At 72.6% G+C, this 19,431-nt stretch carries 15 protein-coding genes; 7 read left to right on the plus strand and 8 right to left on the minus strand.

From position 1 onward, the window contains the following. Positions 1–4: 4 nt before the first annotated feature. A complete protein-coding gene (locus tag Cs7R123_RS21165; RefSeq protein ID WP_212829446.1) occupies positions 5–3,013 on the minus strand; it encodes a lectin in 3,009 nt (1,002 codons plus the stop codon). 426 nt (positions 3,014–3,439) lie between these two features. Between Cs7R123_RS21165 and Cs7R123_RS21170 the strand changes: the two genes are divergently transcribed. Then, complete coding sequence (locus tag Cs7R123_RS21170) at positions 3,440–4,549, plus strand: RICIN domain-containing protein (RefSeq protein WP_212829447.1); 1,110 nt, start codon at positions 3,440–3,442, stop codon at positions 4,547–4,549. Between the two features lie 59 nt (positions 4,550–4,608). Here the strand turns inward: Cs7R123_RS21170 and Cs7R123_RS21175 are convergent, their stop codons facing one another. The 4 genes from Cs7R123_RS21175 to Cs7R123_RS21190 all read right to left on the minus strand — a co-directional run bounded on the left by Cs7R123_RS21175 (position 4,609) and on the right by Cs7R123_RS21190 (position 9,549). Then, positions 4,609–5,505, minus strand: a complete 897-nt coding sequence (locus Cs7R123_RS21175) for a carbohydrate ABC transporter permease (RefSeq protein ID WP_212829448.1) — start codon at positions 5,503–5,505, stop codon at positions 4,609–4,611. Then, positions 5,502–6,329 (minus strand): carbohydrate ABC transporter permease, encoded by an 828-nt coding sequence (locus tag Cs7R123_RS21180; protein ID WP_374707091.1) that lies wholly within the window; start codon positions 6,327–6,329, stop codon positions 5,502–5,504. Before Cs7R123_RS21180 ends, Cs7R123_RS21175 begins: the two co-directional genes overlap by 4 nt. A 139-nt stretch (positions 6,330–6,468) precedes the next feature. Next, positions 6,469–7,734: an ABC transporter substrate-binding protein gene (locus tag Cs7R123_RS21185; RefSeq protein WP_244872058.1), complete on the minus strand. Its 1,266-nt coding sequence runs from the start codon at positions 7,732–7,734 to the stop codon at positions 6,469–6,471. A gap of 579 nt (positions 7,735–8,313) precedes the next feature. Beyond that, positions 8,314–9,549 carry a beta-ketoacyl synthase gene (locus tag Cs7R123_RS21190; protein WP_212829450.1) on the minus strand — a complete coding sequence of 412 codons (1,236 nt, stop codon included), beginning with the start codon at positions 9,547–9,549 and terminating at the stop codon, positions 8,314–8,316. A gap of 64 nt (positions 9,550–9,613) precedes the next feature. On the opposite strand from Cs7R123_RS21190, the gene Cs7R123_RS21195 reads away from it, so the two are divergent. Continuing rightward, entirely contained in the window at positions 9,614–10,207 is a 594-nt protein-coding gene (locus Cs7R123_RS21195; protein WP_212829451.1) for a TetR/AcrR family transcriptional regulator C-terminal domain-containing protein, read from the plus strand. A gap of 103 nt (positions 10,208–10,310) precedes the next feature. After that, entirely contained in the window at positions 10,311–10,721 is a 411-nt protein-coding gene (locus Cs7R123_RS21200; RefSeq protein ID WP_212829452.1) for a VOC family protein, read from the plus strand. Between the two features lie 37 nt (positions 10,722–10,758). On the opposite strand, the gene Cs7R123_RS21205 is transcribed toward Cs7R123_RS21200, so the two are convergent. After that, positions 10,759–11,430: a phosphoribosyltransferase gene (locus tag Cs7R123_RS21205; protein WP_212829453.1), complete on the minus strand. Its 672-nt coding sequence runs from the start codon at positions 11,428–11,430 to the stop codon at positions 10,759–10,761. Between the two features lie 160 nt (positions 11,431–11,590). Then, entirely contained in the window at positions 11,591–13,267 is a 1,677-nt protein-coding gene (locus tag Cs7R123_RS21210; protein ID WP_212829454.1) for a SulP family inorganic anion transporter, read from the minus strand. A gap of 131 nt (positions 13,268–13,398) precedes the next feature. On the opposite strand from Cs7R123_RS21210, the gene Cs7R123_RS21215 reads away from it, so the two are divergent. From Cs7R123_RS21215 to Cs7R123_RS21230, 4 genes are all read left to right on the plus strand, one after another. Then, entirely contained in the window at positions 13,399–14,043 is a 645-nt protein-coding gene (locus Cs7R123_RS21215) for a DUF5701 family protein (RefSeq protein ID WP_244872059.1), read from the plus strand. A 124-nt stretch (positions 14,044–14,167) separates the two neighbouring features. Continuing rightward, complete coding sequence (locus Cs7R123_RS21220) at positions 14,168–16,474, plus strand: hypothetical protein (RefSeq protein ID WP_212829455.1); 2,307 nt, start codon at positions 14,168–14,170, stop codon at positions 16,472–16,474. A gap of 161 nt (positions 16,475–16,635) precedes the next feature. Further along, positions 16,636–17,352, plus strand: a complete 717-nt coding sequence (locus tag Cs7R123_RS21225) for a response regulator transcription factor (protein ID WP_212829456.1) — start codon at positions 16,636–16,638, stop codon at positions 17,350–17,352. A gap of 99 nt (positions 17,353–17,451) precedes the next feature. Next, a complete protein-coding gene (locus tag Cs7R123_RS21230) occupies positions 17,452–18,396 on the plus strand; it encodes a hypothetical protein (protein ID WP_212829457.1) in 945 nt (314 codons plus the stop codon). 6 nt (positions 18,397–18,402) lie between these two features. Here Cs7R123_RS21230 and Cs7R123_RS21235 read toward each other — a convergent pair whose 3' ends face one another. Beyond that, complete coding sequence (locus Cs7R123_RS21235) at positions 18,403–19,428, minus strand: hypothetical protein (protein ID WP_212829458.1); 1,026 nt, start codon at positions 19,426–19,428, stop codon at positions 18,403–18,405. Positions 19,429–19,431: the final 3 nt, after the last annotated feature.

The following is a 19,431-nucleotide window of genomic DNA, read 5'->3' on the forward strand; positions in this document are numbered from 1 at the left end:
GGGGTCAGACGGTCGGGGGCAGGCTCCAGCGCTGGGCGTTGCTGCTGTTGCAGTCGAAGAGCTGGAGCTGGACGCCGTCGGTGGTGCTGGAATTGGGGATGTCCAGGCACCGGCCGGCCTGCGGGTTGCGCAGCGCCCCGGTGCCCTGGTCGTACGTCCACTGCTGGTTGGCACCGCCGTTGCAGTCCCACAGCACGATGAGCGCGCCGTTGCCGGTGCCGCCGCTGACGTCGACGCAGCGGTTGTAGATCCGCAGCGTGCCGTCGCCGGACAGGTGCACCCGCTGCGCGTCGGAGGCGTTGCAGGACCTGCTCTGGATGTGCGAGCCGTTGGTCCTCGACGCCGCGTTGTCGTCCAGGCACTTGCCGGTGAGGGCCGAGGCGAGCGCACCGGTACGGACCCGGGGCAGGGTCCAGCGCTGGGCATTGCTGCCGTTGCAGTCCCACAGCTGGAGCTGGGTGCCGTTGGCGGTGCTGCTGTTCGGGTCGTCGAGGCAGCGGCCGGACTGCGGGTTGCGCAGCGCCCCGGTGCCGGACTGGTAGACCCACTGCTGGCCGCCGCTGAGGTTGCAGTCCCACAGCTGGACCTTGGTGTTGTTGGCGGTGCCGCCGCCGTTGATGTCCAGGCACTTACCGAACATCATGACCGTGCCGTCGCCCGGCAGGGTCCAGTGCTGGGCGACGCTGTCGTTGCAGTCGTAGAGCTGCGCCGCGGTGCCGTTGGCGCTGCTGCCGGCGGCGTCGTCGAGGCACTTTCCGGCGATGCCCGAAGCGATCGAGCCGGTCGGTCCGATCACGGTCGCGGGCGGCTGGGCGCCGCCGTTGCCCGGGTACGAGGGCGGGGCCGACGACGCCCCGGTCGCCCACGACGTGTTCGCCGAGGTCCCCAGGGTCAGGTCCAGCGTGCCGCCGCTGACCGCGAACGAGGCGGGCAGGTAGGCGTTGTTCCAAGTGGCGCCGTTGAGGGTGGCGCTCTGCACGTAGGGCGCGTTGGCCGCAGCCTGCGGGGCGTTGATGGTGATGGTGCCGCCCCCGCCGAGCGCGACCGTGACGGTGGGGAACAGCGGGCTGCCCAGCACCAGGTCGGAGGTGCCCGGGGTCATCGGGTAGACGCCCATGGCCGCGAAGACGTACCAGGCGCTCATGGTGCCGAGGTCGTCGTTGCCGACGCTCCAGTTCGACGGGGAGTTCGGCCACATGGTGTTGAGGACGTCGCGGACGGTCTTCTGCGTCTTCCAGGGCTGCCCGAGGTAGGCGTACTCCCAGGGCAGCTCGATGGACGGCTCGTTGCCGAGGTCGGCGTGCCGGCCGCTGGTGTCGCGCAGCTGCGACAGCACCGTGTCGAGATAGCTCAGCAGCTTGGCGTTGCCGCCCATGGCGTCGGCCAGGCCCTTGACGTTGAACGGGACCATCCCGGTGTACTGCCACGAGGTGCCCTCGACGAACTGGTCGCTGCTGTTGGGGTCGAACCCGGACCGCCAGGACCCGTCCTTCTGCCTGGGCTGCATGAACCCGCTGGCCGGGTTGAGGTGGTTGCGCCAGTTCTGGGCCCGGTTGACGAACTGGTTCTGGGTGGTGGTGTCGCCCAGCGCCCCGGCGAACGCGCCGATCGCGAAGTCCGTGGTCGAGTACTCCAGCAGGGTGGCCACCGAGCCGTAGAACCCGTATGGGTACGCGGCGTCGGCGGGCAGGTAGCCGTAGTTGGACTGGTATTCCAGGCCGGTGCGGATGCCGTTGGCGACCGTGCCCTGGCGCACCATGGCGTTCTTGGCCGCCGCGGTGTCGAAGTTGCGGCCGCCGAAGGCGTAGTAGTCGGCGATGATCGTGGGCGCCGAGTCGCCGTTCATGACGTAGGTGTCGTATTCGTTGAGCGACCACTTGGGCAGCAGGCCGCCCTGGGCGTAGTCGTTGACCAGCGACTGCGCGCTGTCCCCGGCCTGGCGCGGCGCGACCAGCGCATGCAGTTGCGCCTGCGAGCGGTAGATGTCCCAGCCGGAGAAGTTGCCGTACTGCGCGCCCTGGCCACCGGAGACGGTGTGCACCTGGTGGTCGAAGCCCCGGTAGCGGCCGTCGACGTCGCTGACCACATTGGGGTGCAGCAGCGCGTGGTACAGCGCGGTGTAGAAGACGACCTGCTGGTCGGTGGTGCCGCCGGAGATCTGGATCTTGCGCAGCAGGGTGTTCCAGGCGTCCTTGGCGGCCTGGCGGGTGGCGTCGAAGTTCCAGTTCGGGTTCTCCGAGGCGCGGTTGGCGCGCGCGCCGTCCAGTGACACGTACGAGATGCCGACCTTGGCCTGGACCACCCGGTTGCCGGAGGCGTCGAAGGTGACCGACCCGCCGTTGGTGAACGTCCCGCTGGAGGTGAACGGCCGGTCGAAGACCATGTCGAAGTAGATCGTGTAGGTCGGGCTCGACGCGCAGAAGTGCCCCGACGTGATCGAGCCGCTGACCTGGGTGCTGTTCACCACCGTGAAGGTGATGTTCCCGGTGGAGGTGGCCGCGGCGCCGAGCTTGAACAGCACGTTGGCCTGGCTGGTCTGCGGGAACGTGAAGCGGGCCATGCCGGATCGGGTGGTCGCGGTCAGCTCGGTCTTGACGCCGTTGCCCAGCGTCACCGTGTACGCGCCGGCGCTGGCCGACTCGTTGGCGTGCGAGAAGCTCGACGTCGCGCTGCCGTTGACCGCGCCCGTGGTGGGCAGGATCGGGATGTCGGCCATGGCGTTGCAGCCGGGCCCGGACAGGTGGGTCAGGCTGAAGCCGGTGATGGTGCTGTCGCCGTAGGCGTAGTTGCCGCCCGGGGGGCGCGACGGGGTGTCCGGGCTCCACTGCACCATGCCGAACGGCGCGTCGGCGCCGGGGAACGTGTTGCCCTCGTGGGAGGTGCCGAGGAACGGGTTGACGATCGCCGCCGGGTCCGCCACCGGGGCGGCCATGGCCGGGGCGGCCGGGACCGCCGCCACCGAGCCGAGTATCAACGCGCCGGTCAGCAGGACCGGGCGCCAGCGAATCTGCATGGGAGGACTCCTGGTGAAGGGACTGGCCAGGTGGGTGTCGAACATATGACAACGTTGTCATCAACGAGCCGAAGTGCTGCTTACTGCCGGATTCCACGAGTGTCGACTGTGGACATCTGTTGGCTTGATGTCCATCTGCGATCGATTGCGTTGAAGCTTGAGGGTCTGTTACGGAGATTCGTCGCCACGGGGAATTCTGTCAACTCTTGACATTCGTTCCGTTACATGTCTGCAATAAGTGCCAGGCCCGGCGAGTGCGCCGCGCCACGGTGTCACAGACCCCCGTTCAGGGCCGCTGCCAGGGTCTCAGCGGGCCCCGATCCACCCGCGCGCGATCGACCGGATCGCAATCCACCTATTGACAACGTTGCCAATCTGGCACACTGCATCGATCTTCATCGATGCAAGATCAGAAGGGATCCACCTATGCGATCGACCCTCAGGCGGCTCGGTGCCGCCGGGCTCGGGCTGGCACTCGCCGCCGGGCTGTCACTGGCCGCCGCCACCCCGGCACACGCCGAGTCCAACGGAGGCGTACGGGTCATGCCGCTGGGCGACTCCATCACCGACGGCGCCAACGTGCCCGGCGGCTACCGCATCGGGCTGTGGCAGCGCCTCGCCACGGGCGGCATCCTGACCGACTTCGTCGGCTCGGGCGTGAACGGCCCGTCCAATCTCGGCGACCACGACCACGAGGGCCACTCCGGCTGGCGCATCGACCAGCTCGACGCGAACATCGTCGGCTGGATCCAGGCGGCCAACCCGCGCACGATCCTGCTGCACATCGGCACCAACGACATCGGCCAGGGCTACGACGTCCCCAACGCCCCGGCCCGGCTGTCCGCTCTCATCGACAAGATCCGCGTAAACGCGCCGCTGGTCGAGCTGTTCGTGGCCCAGCTGATCCCCCGCAGCGACGCCAACCAGGAAGCCCAGTCGCAGACGTTCAACGCCGCCCTGCCCGGCATCGTCGCGCAGAAGGGGCCGCGGACCCACCTGGTCGACATGCACTCCGGCTTCACCACCGCCGACCTGGCCGACGGGCTGCACCCCAACGCGGGCGGCTACGACAAGATGGCCGCCCGCTGGTACAGCGCGCTCCAGTCGGTGCCGGGCAGCCTGTCCCCGGTGGCCGTGCCGCCGGTCGACGCGGCCGCGCTGCTGTCCAACCCGCAGGCCAAGCGCTGCCTGGACGTCTCCGGCGGCGGCAACGCCGCGGGCACCCAGGTGCTGCTCTGGGACTGCCACGGCGGCACCAACCAGCGCTGGACCCGCACCGCCGCCGGTGAGCTGCGCGTCTTCGGCGACCGCTGCCTCGACGTCAACGGCAACGGCACCGCCAACGGCACCAAGGTCCAGATCTGGACCTGCAACGGCACCCCGGCCCAGCACTTCACGTTCAACACCGACGGAACCGTCGTGGGTGTCGGATCGGGCAAGTGCGTCGACGTGACCGGTGGGGCCACCGCCAACGGCACCCTGGTCGAGCTGTGGGAGTGCAACGGCACCGGCGCGCAGCGCTGGTCGGCCCGCTAGCACCGGGACGCGCGGGTTCCCCTGGCGAACCGGGGAGCCCGCGCGTCCCGGCGCGGAAGTCAGCTCTTGACCGCCCCGGCCATCAGGCCGCCGATGAACCAGCGGCCGAGCAGCACGTACACCAGCAGGGTCGGCAGGGACGTGATCAGCGCACCGGCCATCGACGCGGCGTAGTCCGGCGACTGGGCACCGGCCAGCGCGTTGAGGGCGATGGTGATCGGCCCGTTGCGGGTGTTGGACAGGAAGATCGCGAACAGGTAGTCGTTCCACGACGAGGTGAACTGCCAGATCACCGTGACCACGAAGCCGGGGATCGAGATCGGCAGGATCAGCGAGCGGAACGTGCGCAGCAGCCCGGCCCCGTCCACGGTCCCGGCCTCGATCAGCTCGACCGGCACCGTGGTGGCGTAGTAGTTGCGGAAGATCAGGGTGCAGATCGGGATGCCGTACACGACATGCACGAAGATCAGCGTAGGGATGCCGCTGGGGATGCCGATCGCCTGCACGACCTCGCGCAGCGGGATCATGACCGCCTGGTACGGGATGAACATGCCGAACAGGATCAGCGTGAACACCACGTCGGCGCCCGGGAACCGCCAGCGCGACAGCACGAACCCGTTGGCCGCCCCGACGAACGAGGAGATCAGCGCCACCGGGATCGCGAGCTGGAACGTACGCCCGAAGGAGGGCCCCAGCGCGGTCCAGGCCTTCTCCCAGGAGGCGAAGGTCCACACCTCGGGCAGGTTCCACTGGCCGTTGACGCCGATCTCTCGGCCGGACTTGAAGCTGGTCACGATCAGCACGTACAGCGGCATCAGCACGATGAGCAGGAACAGCAGCAGAGCCACGTGCCGCGCGATGTTGCCGATTCCGGTACGGCGCCGGTCGGGCCGCCGCGGCGGCGCGGCGGTGCGCGCGGGTGCGGGCGCGGGTGGTGCGAGCGTCTGGGTGGTCATGACCGCTTCTCCGCCCGGTTGACGTTGATGAGGTAGGGGACCACCACGACCGCGACGATCAGCAGCAGGAACACCGAGATGGCGGCGGCCTTGGCGTAGTCGCGGGTGAGCAGGGTCTGCCAGACGTACACGGCCGGGACCTCGGTCAGCCACTGCGCCCCGGACACCGACATGATCAGGTCGAACATCTTCATCGACATGTGCCCGGTGATGATCAGAGCCGACAGGACGGTCGGGGTGAGCTGCGGGAACAGGACCCGGCGGTAGAGCTGGAAGGTGCTCGCGCCGTCCATCGCGGCGGCTTCGCGCAGCTCGTTCGGGATGCCGCGGAAGCCGGCCAGGAACAGGGCCATCACATACCCGGAGAGCTGCCAGATCGCCGGCACCGCCATCGCGGCCATGCCCCAGTCGGGGTCGGTCCACCACGGGTTCTGCAGGAAGTCCAGGCCGAGCCCGCCGAACACCGCGTTGAGCCCGCCCGCGTCGGCGCCCTGGCCGGGGTTCATCAGCCAGCGCCACACCACGCCGGAGGCGACGAACGACACCGCCATCGGGAACAGGTAGACGGTCCGGAACAGGCCCTCGGCGCGGGCGCCGCGCTCCAGCAGCAGCGCCCACAGCATGCCGATCGCCAGGGTGCCGACCATGAACACGGCCGTGAAGACCAGCAGGTTCATCAGCGAGTGCGTGAACCGGTCGTTGATGTCACCGGTGAACAGCTTCGTGTAGTTGTCCAGGCCGACGAAGCCCTTCGACGGGCGGGCGTTGTGCCGGTCCTGCATCGACAGGTTGACGGTCCAGGCGATCAGTCCGTAGACCAGCACCGCGAGCAGGATGAGCGAGGGTGAGATCAGCAGCAGGCCGGATAGCCACGGCCGCTTCCAGCTGCGCATGCAGACTCCTTCGGGTCGGGGGACGGCCGGGCGCCGCGTACCGGTGGCAGCGCGGCGCCCGGCCGTGTGCTTACTTCTTGCCGGAGAACTGCGCCGCGGCCGCGGCCAGCGCCGCCTGCAGCGCCGCGACGTCACCGTCGGTGGAGAACTTGCCCGCGGCGCTCACGATCGCGCCCTGCAGGCCCTGCGAGCAGGCAGCGCCGTGCGCGCAGCTCGGGACCTGGGTGGCGGTCTTCCAGTCGGCCATGGCAGCCTGCTGGTACGCCGGGAAGCCGTCCGCGCTGACGTCGGTGCGGGCCGGGATGGAGCCCTTCTTGCTGTTGAACGCCTTCTGGCCCTCGGCGCTGCCGACGGTCTTCAGCCAGCACTTGGTGCCCTCGGCGTTCTTGGCGCCCTTGGGCAGCACGAACGCGTCGGCCAGCCACTGGAACACGGCGCCGTTGCCCGGGAACACCGAGTAGGCGTAGTCCTTGAAGCCCTTGGCGTCGAGGTCGGCGGCCTCCCAGTCACCCATCAGCTGGTAGGCGGCCTTGCCCTCCATGATGGCCTTCTCCGCGTCGGTCCAGTCGAGGGAGTCGCGGTCGGGGTTGCTGTAGCCGAGCAGCTTCTTGAACTTCTCGATGGACGCCGTCACGTCGGCGCCCTTCCAGTCGGTGGAGCCGTTCCACAGGCCGGTGAACTTCGCCGGGCCCAGGTCGCTGATCAGGACCGACTCCAGCAGCATGACCTGCGTCCAGTCCTTGCCCAGCGCCAGCGGAGCGGCGACGCCGGAGGCCTTCAGCTTGTCCAGGTCGGCGAAGAACCCGTCCAGGGTGGTGGCGTCCTTGGTGATGCCCGCCTTGGCCAGCACGGTCTTGTTGCTCCACAGCACGTTGGCGCGGTGGATGTTGGCCGGCACGGAGTAGATCTTGCCGTCGACCGTGATGTTGTCGATCAGGCCCTTGGGGAACGCGGTGGTCAGGCCCCAGCTGGCGTACTCCGCCGAGATGTCCTCGACCTGGTCGGCGTTGATGTAGTCGGTCAGCTCCGCGCCCGCGTGCGCCTGGAAGGTGCTCGGCGGGTCGTTGGTCTGCAGGCGGCTGGCCAGCACGCCCTTGGCGTTGCCCCCGTTGCCGCCGGCGACCGCGCCGTTGACGAAGGTGAAGTCGGGGCAGGCCGTGCCGAACGCGGAGACGAGCCCGTCGAGACCGGCCTTCTCACCGCCGTCGGCCCACCACGTGAACACCTCGACGTCCTTCTTCTGCCCGGGAGTGTCTTCGGCGGCCGTGCACGCCGCGGTCGAGCACAGGGCTGCGACGGCCGCGAGGGCGACCATCGTCTTCCTGGTGAAACGCATGTTTCCTCCGCTGGAACTTTCATGGTGGAAAGGCGAGACCTACGATCACGATTTCCGACAACGTTGTCAATGGGAACGGCGGAGGGTGTTTGGCTTTCAAGATCGCTACGGGGTGTAGCCGAGCGCGGCGCCGGCCACCCGCGTCCGGCCCGGCGGCTTCCCGCGATCGACGCGACTGGCGCCGTCACCGGCGCTGACCTTACACATAAACACTTTTTCCAACATGATCAGTCAGGATCAACTCGACGTATGTCGATTTTCACCAACGTCGTGGCAGTCTCTAGCAGCATCTCTGTTTATGAAACTGCAACATTTCCGCCTGTCGGGTTCTGCGTGTTTCCCTGTATCCCGGCGACGCGCGGGCGCGACGGGCGGGCGCGCTCCCACCGCCGCCGCACGCCGACACGCAGGCCGTCGCGGCTGGGCCGAACCGCATCGACACCGTCGATCCTCGCCCGCTCCCGGCCCCCGCTCACCCATAGTCATCGGCGTCGACCCGGCGGAGCCGACCGTCACCGGCAGCGGCGCGACGCCGAGCAGGCCCCCGGCGTGCGCCGGGGGCCTGCTCGGCGTCAGGTGTCACGGCGTGAACAGCACCGAGACGTTCTGGCCGCCGAAGCCGAAGGAGTTGCACAGCGCCGCGCGCAGCCGCTGCCGCCGCGGCGTGCCGGTGACCACGTCGTGGTGCACCTCGGGGGCCTTGCGCTCCAGGTTGAGCGTCGGCGGGATGAGCCCCTGCTCGATCGACAGCACCGTGATGATGCTCTCGACCGCGCCCGCCGCGCCGAACAGGTGCCCGATCGCCGACTTCGGCGCGGTGAGCACGACGTCGTCGCCCAGGGCCTTGCCGATCGCCGCCGCCTCGCCGAGGTCGCCGACGACGGTCGAGGTGGCGTGGCAGTTGACGTGGTCGACGTCGGCGGGCGTCAGACCCGCGCTGGTCACGGCGTTGAGGATGGCCCTGATCTGCCCGGCGCCGGTGGGGTCGGGCCCGGTGATGTGGTACCCGTCGGCGGTGACGCCATAGCCGGCGAGCCGGGCCCGGACCCGGGCGCCCCGGGCGGCGGCGAAGTCGGCGCGCTCCAGCACGAGCACGCCCGCACCCTCGCCGAGCACCAGGCCGTCGCGGTCCGCGTCGAACGGCCGCGACGCCCGCTCGGGCTCGTCGTTGCGCTTGGACAGCGTCCGGGCCTGGGCGAACCCGGCGATGGTGAACGGCGCGATGGCAGCCTCGGCCCCGCCGGCGATGACGACGTCGGCCTCGCCCGAGCGGATCAGCCGGGCGGCCAGCACCAGCGCCTCGGCACCGGACGAGCACGCCGACACCGGGGTGTAGACGCCCGCGCGGGCGCCGAACTCGATGCTGACCCAGGCGGCGGGGCCGTTGGGCATCAGCATCGGCACCGCGTGCGGGGACAGCTTGCCCGGCCCCTGCGCCTCCAGCACGTCGTCCTGCCCCAGCAGGCTGGTGACGCCGCCGATGCCGGTGCCGACGACGGCGGCCAGCCGGACCGGGTCGACCTCGGGTTCGCCCGCGTCGGTCCACGCCTGCCGGGCCGCGACCAGGGCCGCCTGCTGGCAGCGGTCGAGGCGGCGGGCCTGCACGCGCGGCAGCCGGGTGTCGGGCGACACGGCCATCGGGGCACCGATGCGGGTGGTCAGCTCGCCCGCGCGCGGCGACATCGCTTCGAGCAGGTCGTCGATGCGGCGTACGCCGCTGCGCCCGGCGAGCAGGCCCGCCCACAGGGTGTCGACGTCGCCGCCGAGCGGCGCGGTGGCGCCGATTCCGGTGACGACGATGTCGGTACTGCCCATGCTGCTCTCCTCGGTCGTACCGCGGCGGGTTGCGTACCTTAGTTGTATCGCATACAACTAACGGGTGTCCACCACCACCGAGCCCGCGCGCGCCCGCGGCCGCCGCACCCGCGCGGCGCTGCTCGACCAGGCCGCCCGGCTGTTCGGGGAGCGCGGCTACGAGTCCGTCAGCGTCGCCGAGGTCGCCGCGGCGGCCGGGGCCCACCCCAACCAGGTCACCTACTACTTCGGATCCAAGGACGCCCTGTTCGTGCACGCCGCGTTCCTGCTGCTGCTGCGCGACGCCGAACGGCTGGAACCGGTCGGCCGCCGCCGGCACACCCCGGAGGCGTTCCGCGCCGCGCTGGCCCGCACCGCGCTGGCGCTGCCCGCCGTGCCGCTGGCGGTGCAGGCGATGTCGATCGCCCGGCGCCGCCCCGAGCTGCACCCGGTCGCCGAACACGGCCTGGGGCTGCTGTTCCGGCAGGCGCAGCGCTACCTGGAGGCGATCCTGGCGCGGCACGGCTGGGCGGTGGACCGGCCGGTCGAGGTCGAGGCGCGCACGTTCTGGAGCACGGTGCTCGGCGCGCGGCTGATCTCGGAGTCCGGCTTCGGCGGGCGTTCCAGCGACATCGACCTGGCCGGGGTCCTCACGGTGCACGCCGTCCGGGCGGATTGACCGGCTGCCGCGCGGGCCCGTCGCGCCTGCCGGGTGATGTCGGTCCGTCCTGTAATGATGCCGGTTGTCGCGTGTCATCACCCACGATCAAGGAGGATCACCGGTGGCATCCCGCCTCAACCCGTACCTCAGCTTCAACGGCAAGGCCCGCCAGGCGATGGAGTTCTACCAGAGCGTCCTCGGCGGCGACCTGCGGATGAACACGTTCGGCGAGTTCGGCTCGGCGGACCAGCCGTTCGCCGACCAGATCATGCACGCCATGCTCGAAACCCCCGGCGGTTTCACCCTGATGGCCTCGGACACCCCGCCGGGGATGGAGTACAACCCGGGCACGAACATCACCGTCAGCCTCAGCGGCGACGACGGCGACGAGCTGCGGGGGTACTGGGAGAAGCTGGCCTCGGCCGGCACGGTGCACGTGCCGCTGGAGAAGCAGATGTGGGGTGACGAGTTCGGGTCGCTGACCGACCAGTTCGGCATCCCGTGGATGGTCAACATCGGCCAGCCGGCCTGACCGCCCACCGGCCCGGGGCCGCGCGCCCCGGGTCGGCTCACGCGGTCGGCGGCTGCGGGTGCGCCGCCTCCAGGATGTGGGCCGAACCCTCCAGCAGCGCGATCACCTCCTCGTCGGAGGTCTGCCGGAAGTCGTCGTAGAACTCCCCCACGGCGAAGAACGAGCCCGGCGTCTCCAGGCAGATCACCTCGTCGGCGACGCGGCGCAACTCGGTCGCCGAGTCGGGCGAGGCGACCGGCACCGCCAGCACCACCCGGGCCGCGCCCCGGGCCCGCGCGATCTCACAGGCGGCCCGCGCGGTCGCGCCGGTGGCCACCCCGTCGTCGACGATCACGACGGTCCGCTCCGCGATCGGCTCGGCCTCCCGGCCGCCCCGGTACCGCGCCACCCTGCGGACCAGCTCGGCGCGCTCGCGCTCCTCGACGGCGGCGATGTCGTGCTCGCCCAGGCCGGTCATCGCCAGTACGTCGTCGTTGATCACCCGGACGCCCTCCTCCCCGATCGCGCCCATGGCGACCTCGGGCTGGCCGGGCACGCCGAGCTTGCGGACGACCAGCACGTCCAGCGGCGCCCCGAGCGCGCGGGCGACCTCGACGGCGACGACCACGCCGCCGCGCGGCAGGCCGAGCACGACCGGCTCGGCGTCGTGCAGGAACGTCAGGCGCTGGGCGAGCCGGTGCCCGGCGTCGGTGCGGTGCGAGAAGCTCATGGTCCACCTCCCCCACCCATGGTGTCCCGCTCGCGGCCTACCGACCAGGCCAGGTCGCGGCGCGGCGCGGCGCCATGATCGCTGCTTGCGGTCACCGGGTGGCATGTGAGCGCGGGTTTCGACCTGAAACGCCGATCAAGCCAGCCGCACGGGGCCGGGGTCAGGTGGTGGCGGTATGGAAGGCGGCAACCGCGGTGGGGAGGGTCGGGAAGAGGCGGTCGCGGCCGATGGTGTCGGCGAGGCCGAATGCCACCAGATCGTCCAGGAGGTCCTGTTTCACCCGGGCCAGCGCCAGGACGATCCCGCGCCGGTCCAGTTCCTGGCGCAGCGCGTCCAGGGCCTCCAGGGCCGTGATGTCGACCTCGACGATCGCCTCGGTGTTGAGCACGAACCAGCGCACCCCGGTTTCGGCGTCCAACGTGCGCAGCGCGCGGCGGCGGAAGTCCTCGGCGTTGGCGAAGAACAGCGGCGAGTCGTACCGGTAGACCAGCAGTCCCGGCACCGTGGTGGCGTCGGGGTAGTCGTCGACGTCGTGCATCCCGGCCAGCCCCGGCACGGTGCCCTGCACCGCGTCGTGCGGACGGGCGACCCGCGACAGCATCTCGGCGACCGACAGCCCCACGGCCGCGAGCACGCCGTAGAGGATGTCGAAGGCGAGCACGCCCGCGAACGCGGCCAGGGCGAGCAGGAACTCCCTGCGCCGGAACTGGGCCAGCCGGCGGAAACCGGGCAGGTCGATCAGGCGCAGGGCGGCGTACACGATGATGGCGCCCAGGGCGGCGGTCGGGAATCCGGCCAGCAGCGGCCCGGCGAACATCAGCGTGGCCAGGACCAGCACCAGCGTGGTGAGCGAGTAGAGCTGGCTGCGGGCACCCGCGGCGTCGGCCAGCGCGGTGCGGCTGCCGCTGCTGCTGACCGGGAAGCCGCGCAGCAGCCCGGAGCCGAGGTTGGCCGCGCCCAGCGCCAGCAGTTCGGCGTTGGCGTCGACCTCGCGGCGGTGGCGGGCGGCGAAGGCGCGGGCGGTCAGCATGTTGTCGGTGTAGCCGACCAGCATGACGCCGACGGCGGGCAGCAGCAGGTCGGACAGGTCGCCGACGGCGGGCCAGGCGAAGGCGGGCAGGCCGGAGGCGATCGGGCCGACCACGGCGATGCCGTAGCGCTGGAGGTCGAACACCGGCACGGCGGCGGTAGCCAGCAGGACGGCCAGCAGCGGGCCGGGCACGACCCGCAGGTAGCGCTGGGCCAGGAACAGGAAGGCCAGGACGGCGGCGGCGAGCAGGACCGTGGCCGGGTGGACGTGGTCGAGGCCGGTGACGAAGGCGCGCACCTCGCCGAACAGGGACTGCCCGTGTACGGGCACGCCGGTCAGCCGCTCCAGCTGACCGATGATCATGATGACCGCCACGCCCGCGAGATAGCCGACCAGGATCGGCTTGGACAGCAGGTCGGCCACGAACCCGAGCCGGACCGCCCGGCACACCAGGCACAGCAGCCCCACCAGCGCGGCCAGCCCCGCCGCGAGCGCGGCGTAGCGGGCCGGGTCGCCCGCGGCCAGCGGCGCGATCACCGTGGCGGTCATCAGCGCGGTAGTCGACTCCGGCCCCACCGACAGCTGCCGCGACGACCCGAACAGGGCGTACAGCGCCAGCGCGGGCACGGCCGCCCAGAGCCCGGCCACCGGCGGCAGCCCGGCCAGCCCCGAATAGGCCATGACCTGCGGGACGAGGTACGCCGCGACGGTCGCCCCGGCGAGCAGGTCGCCGCGCAGCCAGCTGCGGTCGTACGCGCGCAGGGTGGTCAGTCCCGGCAGCAGCGACGTCGGTGATGGACGGTCCATCCGACACTTGTACCGCACCGGCGGCGGTCTGGGGATCCGGCGAACAGGGGTGCCGGTGCCGAGTTCGGCTGGGCGACCGGGTGGCGCGCGACCATACTGGAAGGCCGCCCGACTGACACCGGAGGTTCACCGTGCCGACCGCCCTCGCGCCGCTGCCCGCACTGACGACGCAGGCCGAACGGCTGATCGAGCTGGGGCTGCACCGGCAGGCCGGGGTCACCGAGGCCGAGGTGCGTGCCGTGGCGCGGTCCGGCGGGCAGGACGGGCTACTGGTGATCCACGCCGACCGGGTCGCGGCCTCGGCGCTGGCTCCGCTGATGCGGCACGGGCAGCGCAGCGGGTTCGTGGTCGAGGACATGACCGACGTCGACGCGTTCGCGCCGGTGGAGGCGGCCGCGGTGCCGCCGTCGCCGCTGTACCTGCTGCGAGGCGTCGACCGCGGCGACGAGATGGCCGGCTGGAGTCCCGACGAGGCGCTGCCCGCGATCGTCGCGGCCGACCGTACGCCGCTGACGTTGACCGAGGGCATCCACTGGGTGCTCCAGCAGCCTGACGCGCTGGCGCGCAACCAATGCTTCATGACGATCGGCTCGCGGCTGCGGCGGCCGGACGGGCGGCTCGACGCCCGTACCCCCGCGCTGTGGCTGAGCAACGGCACCGGCCGCGACGGCGCCGCCCGGCGCGACGCGCCGAAGGTCGGCTGGTGCTGGGCCCGCAACCGGCACACCTGGCTCGGCTTCGCCTCCGCGAGCGGCCGGTCGGCGCCCGCCGCCTGACCCCGCGCAGGCCCGCGCGGCTCCCGCACCCAATGTTCACCGGGCGCTGGCCCGGTCGTCACCGGCCGCTGGTCCGGCCTTGGCGGTGGGCACGGCAGGATCAGCGGACGGGTCAGGAGCGTGGATGAACATCGGCTGGTACGGCCACGTACTCGTGGTCGCGGGAGACACCGCGCCGCCGGGCGACCTGGTCCGGAGCCTGCCCGCCGAACCCGGCCGGTGCACCGTGCTGGTCACCGCCGATCCGCCGCCTGACCTGGCGCGCCTGGCCGCGCTGCTGTCCGAGCACCTCCCGCCCGACTGCGTGTCGGTGCGGCTGGCCATGTCGCACGCGGGACGGCTCGGCCACGCCCAGCGGCTCGCCGTCGAACTCCGGCTCGAAGTGCTCGCCCCGGACACCTCGGTGCTGCTGCTGCCCGGCATGCTGTTCGTGCTCGGCCCCGAGGGCGAAGGGCAGTGGTGCGCCTTCCGGGCCGACGCCGCGCCGGTCCGGCTCGGCCCCCGCCACCCCGCGCCGCAGTGGCACCTGGAGCTGCCGCGGCCGACCCGGTTGCAGCGGCGGACGCTGGTGGCCCGCAGCGTGCCCTGCGGCGTGTGGCTGCACGGCGAGGACACCATCTGGCCCGACGCCACCGACCCCGCGTACGCCGTGCCCGCCGAGGACGCCCGCGTGTCCGTCCTGATCGGGCACCCGTCCGGCCGCCGCCTCGACCCCGGCGCCGTGGGCGCGTTCCTGCGCGGGCTGCCCGACGACACCCGGCAGCGGCTGACGCTCGTCCCGTACGGCACCGACCGCTGCCTGGTGGACGCCGTCGCCGAGGAGCTGGCCGCCGAGCATCCGGTCGAGGTCGCGGCCGGGCTGCCGGTGGCGGCGCCGGACGGCACGCGGCTGCGACTGGCGGTGTTGGACACGCAGGGCCGCAGCTCACGGCTGCCGATCGCCCAGCGGGTCCGCTACCGGGCCGACGGCTGGCGGCTACAGGAGTGGATCGACCCGTTCACCGGGCGGCCCGGCGTCGGTGAACCGGTCTGGCAGGTCGCCGACGGCTGGCTGCTGGAACTGACCCGGCGCGGGGTATGGCTGCGCCACGCCGAGCACGACGGCGACGAGTGCCGCCACCTGCCCGCCGACCCCGGCGGCGAGCGGTTCTACGCGCAGGTGCCGCCGTCGCGGCTGGACGAGGCGGAGCGCACCGCCGCCCGGATGCTGGCCGTGATGCCGCAGCGCATCCGCGCCGCGCTCACCCTCGACATCCTCGCCGACGGCACGCCTGCTCCGAAGCCCACGCCTCCGACGGAACCGGAACCCGGACCCGGACCCGAACCGGAACTAGCGGACGAACCCGAACCGCAGCCAGAATCGGGCGCCGACCTGGAACTGCCACCCGTGCTGGAACCAGTGCCTGAGCCGGCTCCCGAGCCGGAACGGGAACCAATGCCCGAGCCGGAGCCCGAGCCGGAACCCGAGCCCGAGCCGGAACCCGAGCCGGAACCGGAACCCGAGCCGCGCTCGCCGGGGCGATCGCTGACAGGCGAGCCCGTGGCGGATGCGGTGCCGGCGACGGTGCCGCTGCTGGTATCCCGGCCCGAGGCATCGGTGCGAGCGCACATCGTGGCGGAGCCGGTCGTGGCGGTGGCGGCGGAGTCTGTCGTGCCACCCGCGCCGGTGCCGTTGGCGCCGATCGCCGCCGTGGTCGCGCCGCCTGCCCGGCCCGCCGCAGTGCCGACGCCGATACCTGTTCCCGTGGTGTCCGTCGTGGTGGCGCCACCGGCCCCTGCCCCGGTGCGCGCGCTGCTCGCGGCGGACCCGGTGCCCGCGAGCGCGCGGCGCAGCAGCCCGGTCGAGCAGCGCCGGGCCCGGGAGGAGCTCGCGGGCCGCTACGACGTGCACGTGCGTACCGTGTCGGAGACGCTGATCCGGCATCCGGGCCTGCGTGACAGCGGGCAGGAAACTCCGGAATCGGCGGTGATCGACCTGGTGACCCTGGCCGCGTTCCTGGCGGGCACGGACCCGTGGGCACTGCACGACCAGCCCGCCACGCTGGCGTGCCTGACCAGTGCGGTGCTGCGGCTGCCGAGCTGGTTCGGGGCGGCCCGGCTGGCGGCGGGCGGGGACGGCACGGCGTGGCAGCCGGGGCGGACGGTCCACGCCGGTGCGGTGCTGCGGGCGTACCGGCCGGGTTCGGTCCCGGCGGACCTGCCCGGACCCGCGCTGGTGGTGCAGTCGCTCACCGGGCGGCAGGCGGGCACGCTGTCGGCCCGCGCCGAGGTGCTGTTCGTGCCCGGCACGGCGTTCCGGGTGATCGGGCTGGGTGAGGACGGTGCCCGGGTGTTCCTGCGCGAGGCCGTGTCCGGCTGGGCCGAGGGCACCATGCCGGGCCCAGGCGACGACGAGGTGCTGCGCACACTGATGGCCAGCCCAGGCTGCTGAACCATTCACCGTGGCGCCATCCGGCCTTCGCTGGGCCCGCCTAAGGTCCAGATAGGACCAGATCGATCGATACCCGGGACCTGCTGACGGGCGGCGCGACCGCCCGGCCGTACGGGACCCGGGCCCGGTCGGTGCACCCACGCCGGGACGGAGGACCCGTCATGACCGTCGCTCAGACGTACGGATGCCCGACGCGCAGCGGCACGATCCGGATACGCGCGCTGATCAGCGATGAGAACCTGCTGGTCCGGCTGGGCCTGCGCGCGGTGCTGGAGGGCAGCGACCGGGTCCTGGTGGTGGGTGAGGCGGGCAGCCGGGTCGAGACGATCGCGTGCGCCGAGCACCTGTCCCCCGACGTCATCGTGGTCGGCGAGCAGGCGCTGGCGGCCGGGGCGGAACCCGCCGGACCGCTGGCGGGCCGGGCCGGGGTGCTGGTGCTGTCGCACACCGACGAGCGGCGGGCGGTGCAGCGGGCGTTCCGCGACGGGGCGACCAGCTACCTGGTGCACGGCCAGTTCGTGCCCGACGACCTGGTCGCGGCCGTGGTCGCCACCGCCGACCGGCGGCCGTACCTGTCGCCCGGCGCGGTCGCGGCGATGGTCGAGTGCCTGCGCGCCCCGGCCGAGCCGGCCGAGCCGCCGCGGCCGGACCGCGAGACCACCCGGGGCCTGCGGCACCAGGTGTCGCGGCGGGAAGCGGAACTGCTGGAGCACATCGTGTGCGGCCGCAGCAACCGCGAGATCGCCACCCGGCTGTTCATCAGCGAGAAGACGGTCAAGAACCACATCAACCACATCTATACGAAGCTCGGGGCCCGCAACCGGGCCGAGGCGATCGCCCTGTGGCTGGGCCTGTCGGACCATCCGCAGCGGCCGTGACCGGGCCGGGACCCAGGCCGCGGGTCCCATCAGCACCAGTTCCGGCCGGGCGGCCCCGGCCCGGCCTTCCGCGACATCCGTGACCCGAGGTGGGACCGCATGACCGAGCTCGAACCCGACGACTCCGGCGACGGCTTCCGGCTGGCCCGCCCGTACCAGCTGCCGGACGCGGCGCCGCCGGGGCCGCGTCACCGCAGGCTGGCGGGCAGCCTCGCCCGCTCGCGGCAGGTGCTCCTGCTGGCGGGCCTGGCGGTGGTGCTGGTCGTGGTGGCGGCGGTGCTGCTGCCCCGGCAGCAGCAGCCCGCGGCCGACCAGCCGGGCGCGCCTGCGGCTGTGGCACTGCCCACCCCGGACGCCGGCGAGCCGGTGTCCCTGCCCGGCACCGCCGTGTCGGCGTCGCCGTCACCGGCCGCGACCACGGCCGGGCCGGTGCGCACCCCCACCCGGGGTCCGAGCCCGGCCGCGTCGGCGACGCCCCGGCCCGGTGCGAGCTCGCCCCGGCCCGCCGGCACCAGCCCGAAACCGGTGCCGGTCACCTTCACGGCGGTGGCCGGGGAGAGCTGCCCCGGCCAGGCCGACCGGGGCTTCCGGCGCAGCGGCTGGGCCTCCGACTGGTACGGCGGCGGCGGGGGCTGGTCCGGCGACGGGTGCGGCGGCGCGAGCGTGTCGGTGCCGATGACCGGCAGCGCGACCGCCGACGACGCCGACAACGTGGTCGTCTGGTGGTTCCGGACCGGGCCGGTCACCCGGGGCACCTGCGCGGTCTCGGTGCACGTGCCCGGCACCGGGCACCCGCTGGACAGCGCGGGCAAGCCCGCCCACTACCAGGTGTACGGCTCGACCGACGCCACCGGCGCCGTGCTCGCCACCCTGGACGTGGACCAGACCGCCAACCAGGGGCGCTGGGTGTCGGCCGGGTCGGTCGCGATCACGGGCGGGCAGCTGTCGGTGCGGATGACGACCCGCGGCGTCGACTGGGGGCCCGGCCGCGACGGCGCCCACCTGGGCGTGTCGGCGCTGAAGGTCAGCTGCAAGGCGGCCTGAGCCGGGTCAGGCGGCGTACAGGGCGGCGGTCGCGCGGTGCACCGCCGCCCCGTCGGCCTCGGGCTGCCGGTCACCGGCCTGCCGGATCCACGCCACAAGGTCGGGGTCGGGGCTGAGCCGGTGCCGGTCCAGGTAGTAGCCGACGGCGTCGGTCCAGATCCAGTGGCCGTCGGTACGGAACGTCATCGGGACCACCGCCCCGCGCCCGGGGGCGACCACGTCGTCCAGTCGCGACGCGGTGGCCAGCAGCGGCACCCCGGCGCGCAGGTAGGCCAGCAACCGCTCGCACTCGGTGTCGTCGGTGACGCGGGCGTGCGCGGGGTCGAAGTACGGCCCGGTCACCGGGTCGGCGCCGTCGAACACCCTGGCCAGCCGCACCTCGACGGGCGGCCGGGCCGACCACAGCAGCGCCGCGTAGGCGCGGGCGTAGCGGTGGAACGCGGGCAGTGCCCCGCTGTCGGCGTAGGACTCGACCAGCGGGTCGGTCTCCCCCGCCGCCGTCAGCGCGTGCTGTAGCCGCAGGGTCGTGCCGGGCAGGGCGGTCGGGTGTGCCGGGTCGACCTCGGCGACGTACATGCGTTTCGGTTCGGCCCACGGGGTGTCGGCGGTCGGGAAGCGCCAGACCCGCCACAGGGCCCGTATCGGCGCGGCCGCCGCGGCGAGCACCGCCCAGTCGAAGTGGTCGAGCTCGTGCAGCTCGTCGGCGCCTTCGGCCGCGGTGAGGTCGAGGCTGGGCGGGATGCGGTCGCCGTGGCGGGCCAGCAGGTGCGGGGCGACGGGGGCCAGGCCGTACGGCGGCATGACGTCGGCGTCGTCGACCAGTGCGGGAGGCAGCGCGGGGCCGAGCAGGGCGGCCTCGGCGGCGGTGACGGTGAGTTCCAGCGCGGCGACGGTCGTGCCGACGCGGTCGGCGAGCTCGTCCAGCAGGCCGTGGGCGAGCAGGCCCCGGGCCTCGGCCAGCAGGCCGTCGGGGATCCGGCCGGACAGGCGCAGCAGCAGATGGTGCCAGCGGGCTACGGCTTCGGTGGTCATGTG

This window comes from Catellatospora sp. TT07R-123, assembly GCF_018327705.1.
GTDB lineage: Bacteria > Actinomycetota > Actinomycetes > Mycobacteriales > Micromonosporaceae > Catellatospora.

Excerpts from the sequence above, each read along its gene's own strand:
- Cs7R123_RS21165 (WP_212829446.1), bottom strand. The coding sequence starts at position 3,013 with ATGCAGATTCGCTGGCGCCCGGTCCTGCTGACCGGCGCGTTGATACTC.
- Cs7R123_RS21170 (WP_212829447.1), top strand. The coding sequence starts at position 3,440 with ATGCGATCGACCCTCAGGCGGCTCGGTGCCGCCGGGCTCGGGCTGGCA.
- Cs7R123_RS21175 (WP_212829448.1), bottom strand. The coding sequence starts at position 5,505 with ATGACCACCCAGACGCTCGCACCACCCGCGCCCGCACCCGCGCGCACC.
- Cs7R123_RS21185 (WP_244872058.1), bottom strand. The coding sequence starts at position 7,734 with ATGCGTTTCACCAGGAAGACGATGGTCGCCCTCGCGGCCGTCGCAGCC.
- Cs7R123_RS21190 (WP_212829450.1), bottom strand. The coding sequence starts at position 9,549 with ATGGGCAGTACCGACATCGTCGTCACCGGAATCGGCGCCACCGCGCCG.
- Cs7R123_RS21205 (WP_212829453.1), bottom strand. The coding sequence starts at position 11,430 with ATGAGCTTCTCGCACCGCACCGACGCCGGGCACCGGCTCGCCCAGCGC.
- Cs7R123_RS21210 (WP_212829454.1), bottom strand. The coding sequence starts at position 13,267 with ATGGACCGTCCATCACCGACGTCGCTGCTGCCGGGACTGACCACCCTG.
- Cs7R123_RS21220 (WP_212829455.1), top strand. The coding sequence starts at position 14,168 with ATGAACATCGGCTGGTACGGCCACGTACTCGTGGTCGCGGGAGACACC.
- Cs7R123_RS21225 (WP_212829456.1), top strand. The coding sequence starts at position 16,636 with ATGACCGTCGCTCAGACGTACGGATGCCCGACGCGCAGCGGCACGATC.
- Cs7R123_RS21230 (WP_212829457.1), top strand. The coding sequence starts at position 17,452 with ATGACCGAGCTCGAACCCGACGACTCCGGCGACGGCTTCCGGCTGGCC.
- Cs7R123_RS21235 (WP_212829458.1), bottom strand. The coding sequence starts at position 19,428 with ATGACCACCGAAGCCGTAGCCCGCTGGCACCATCTGCTGCTGCGCCTG.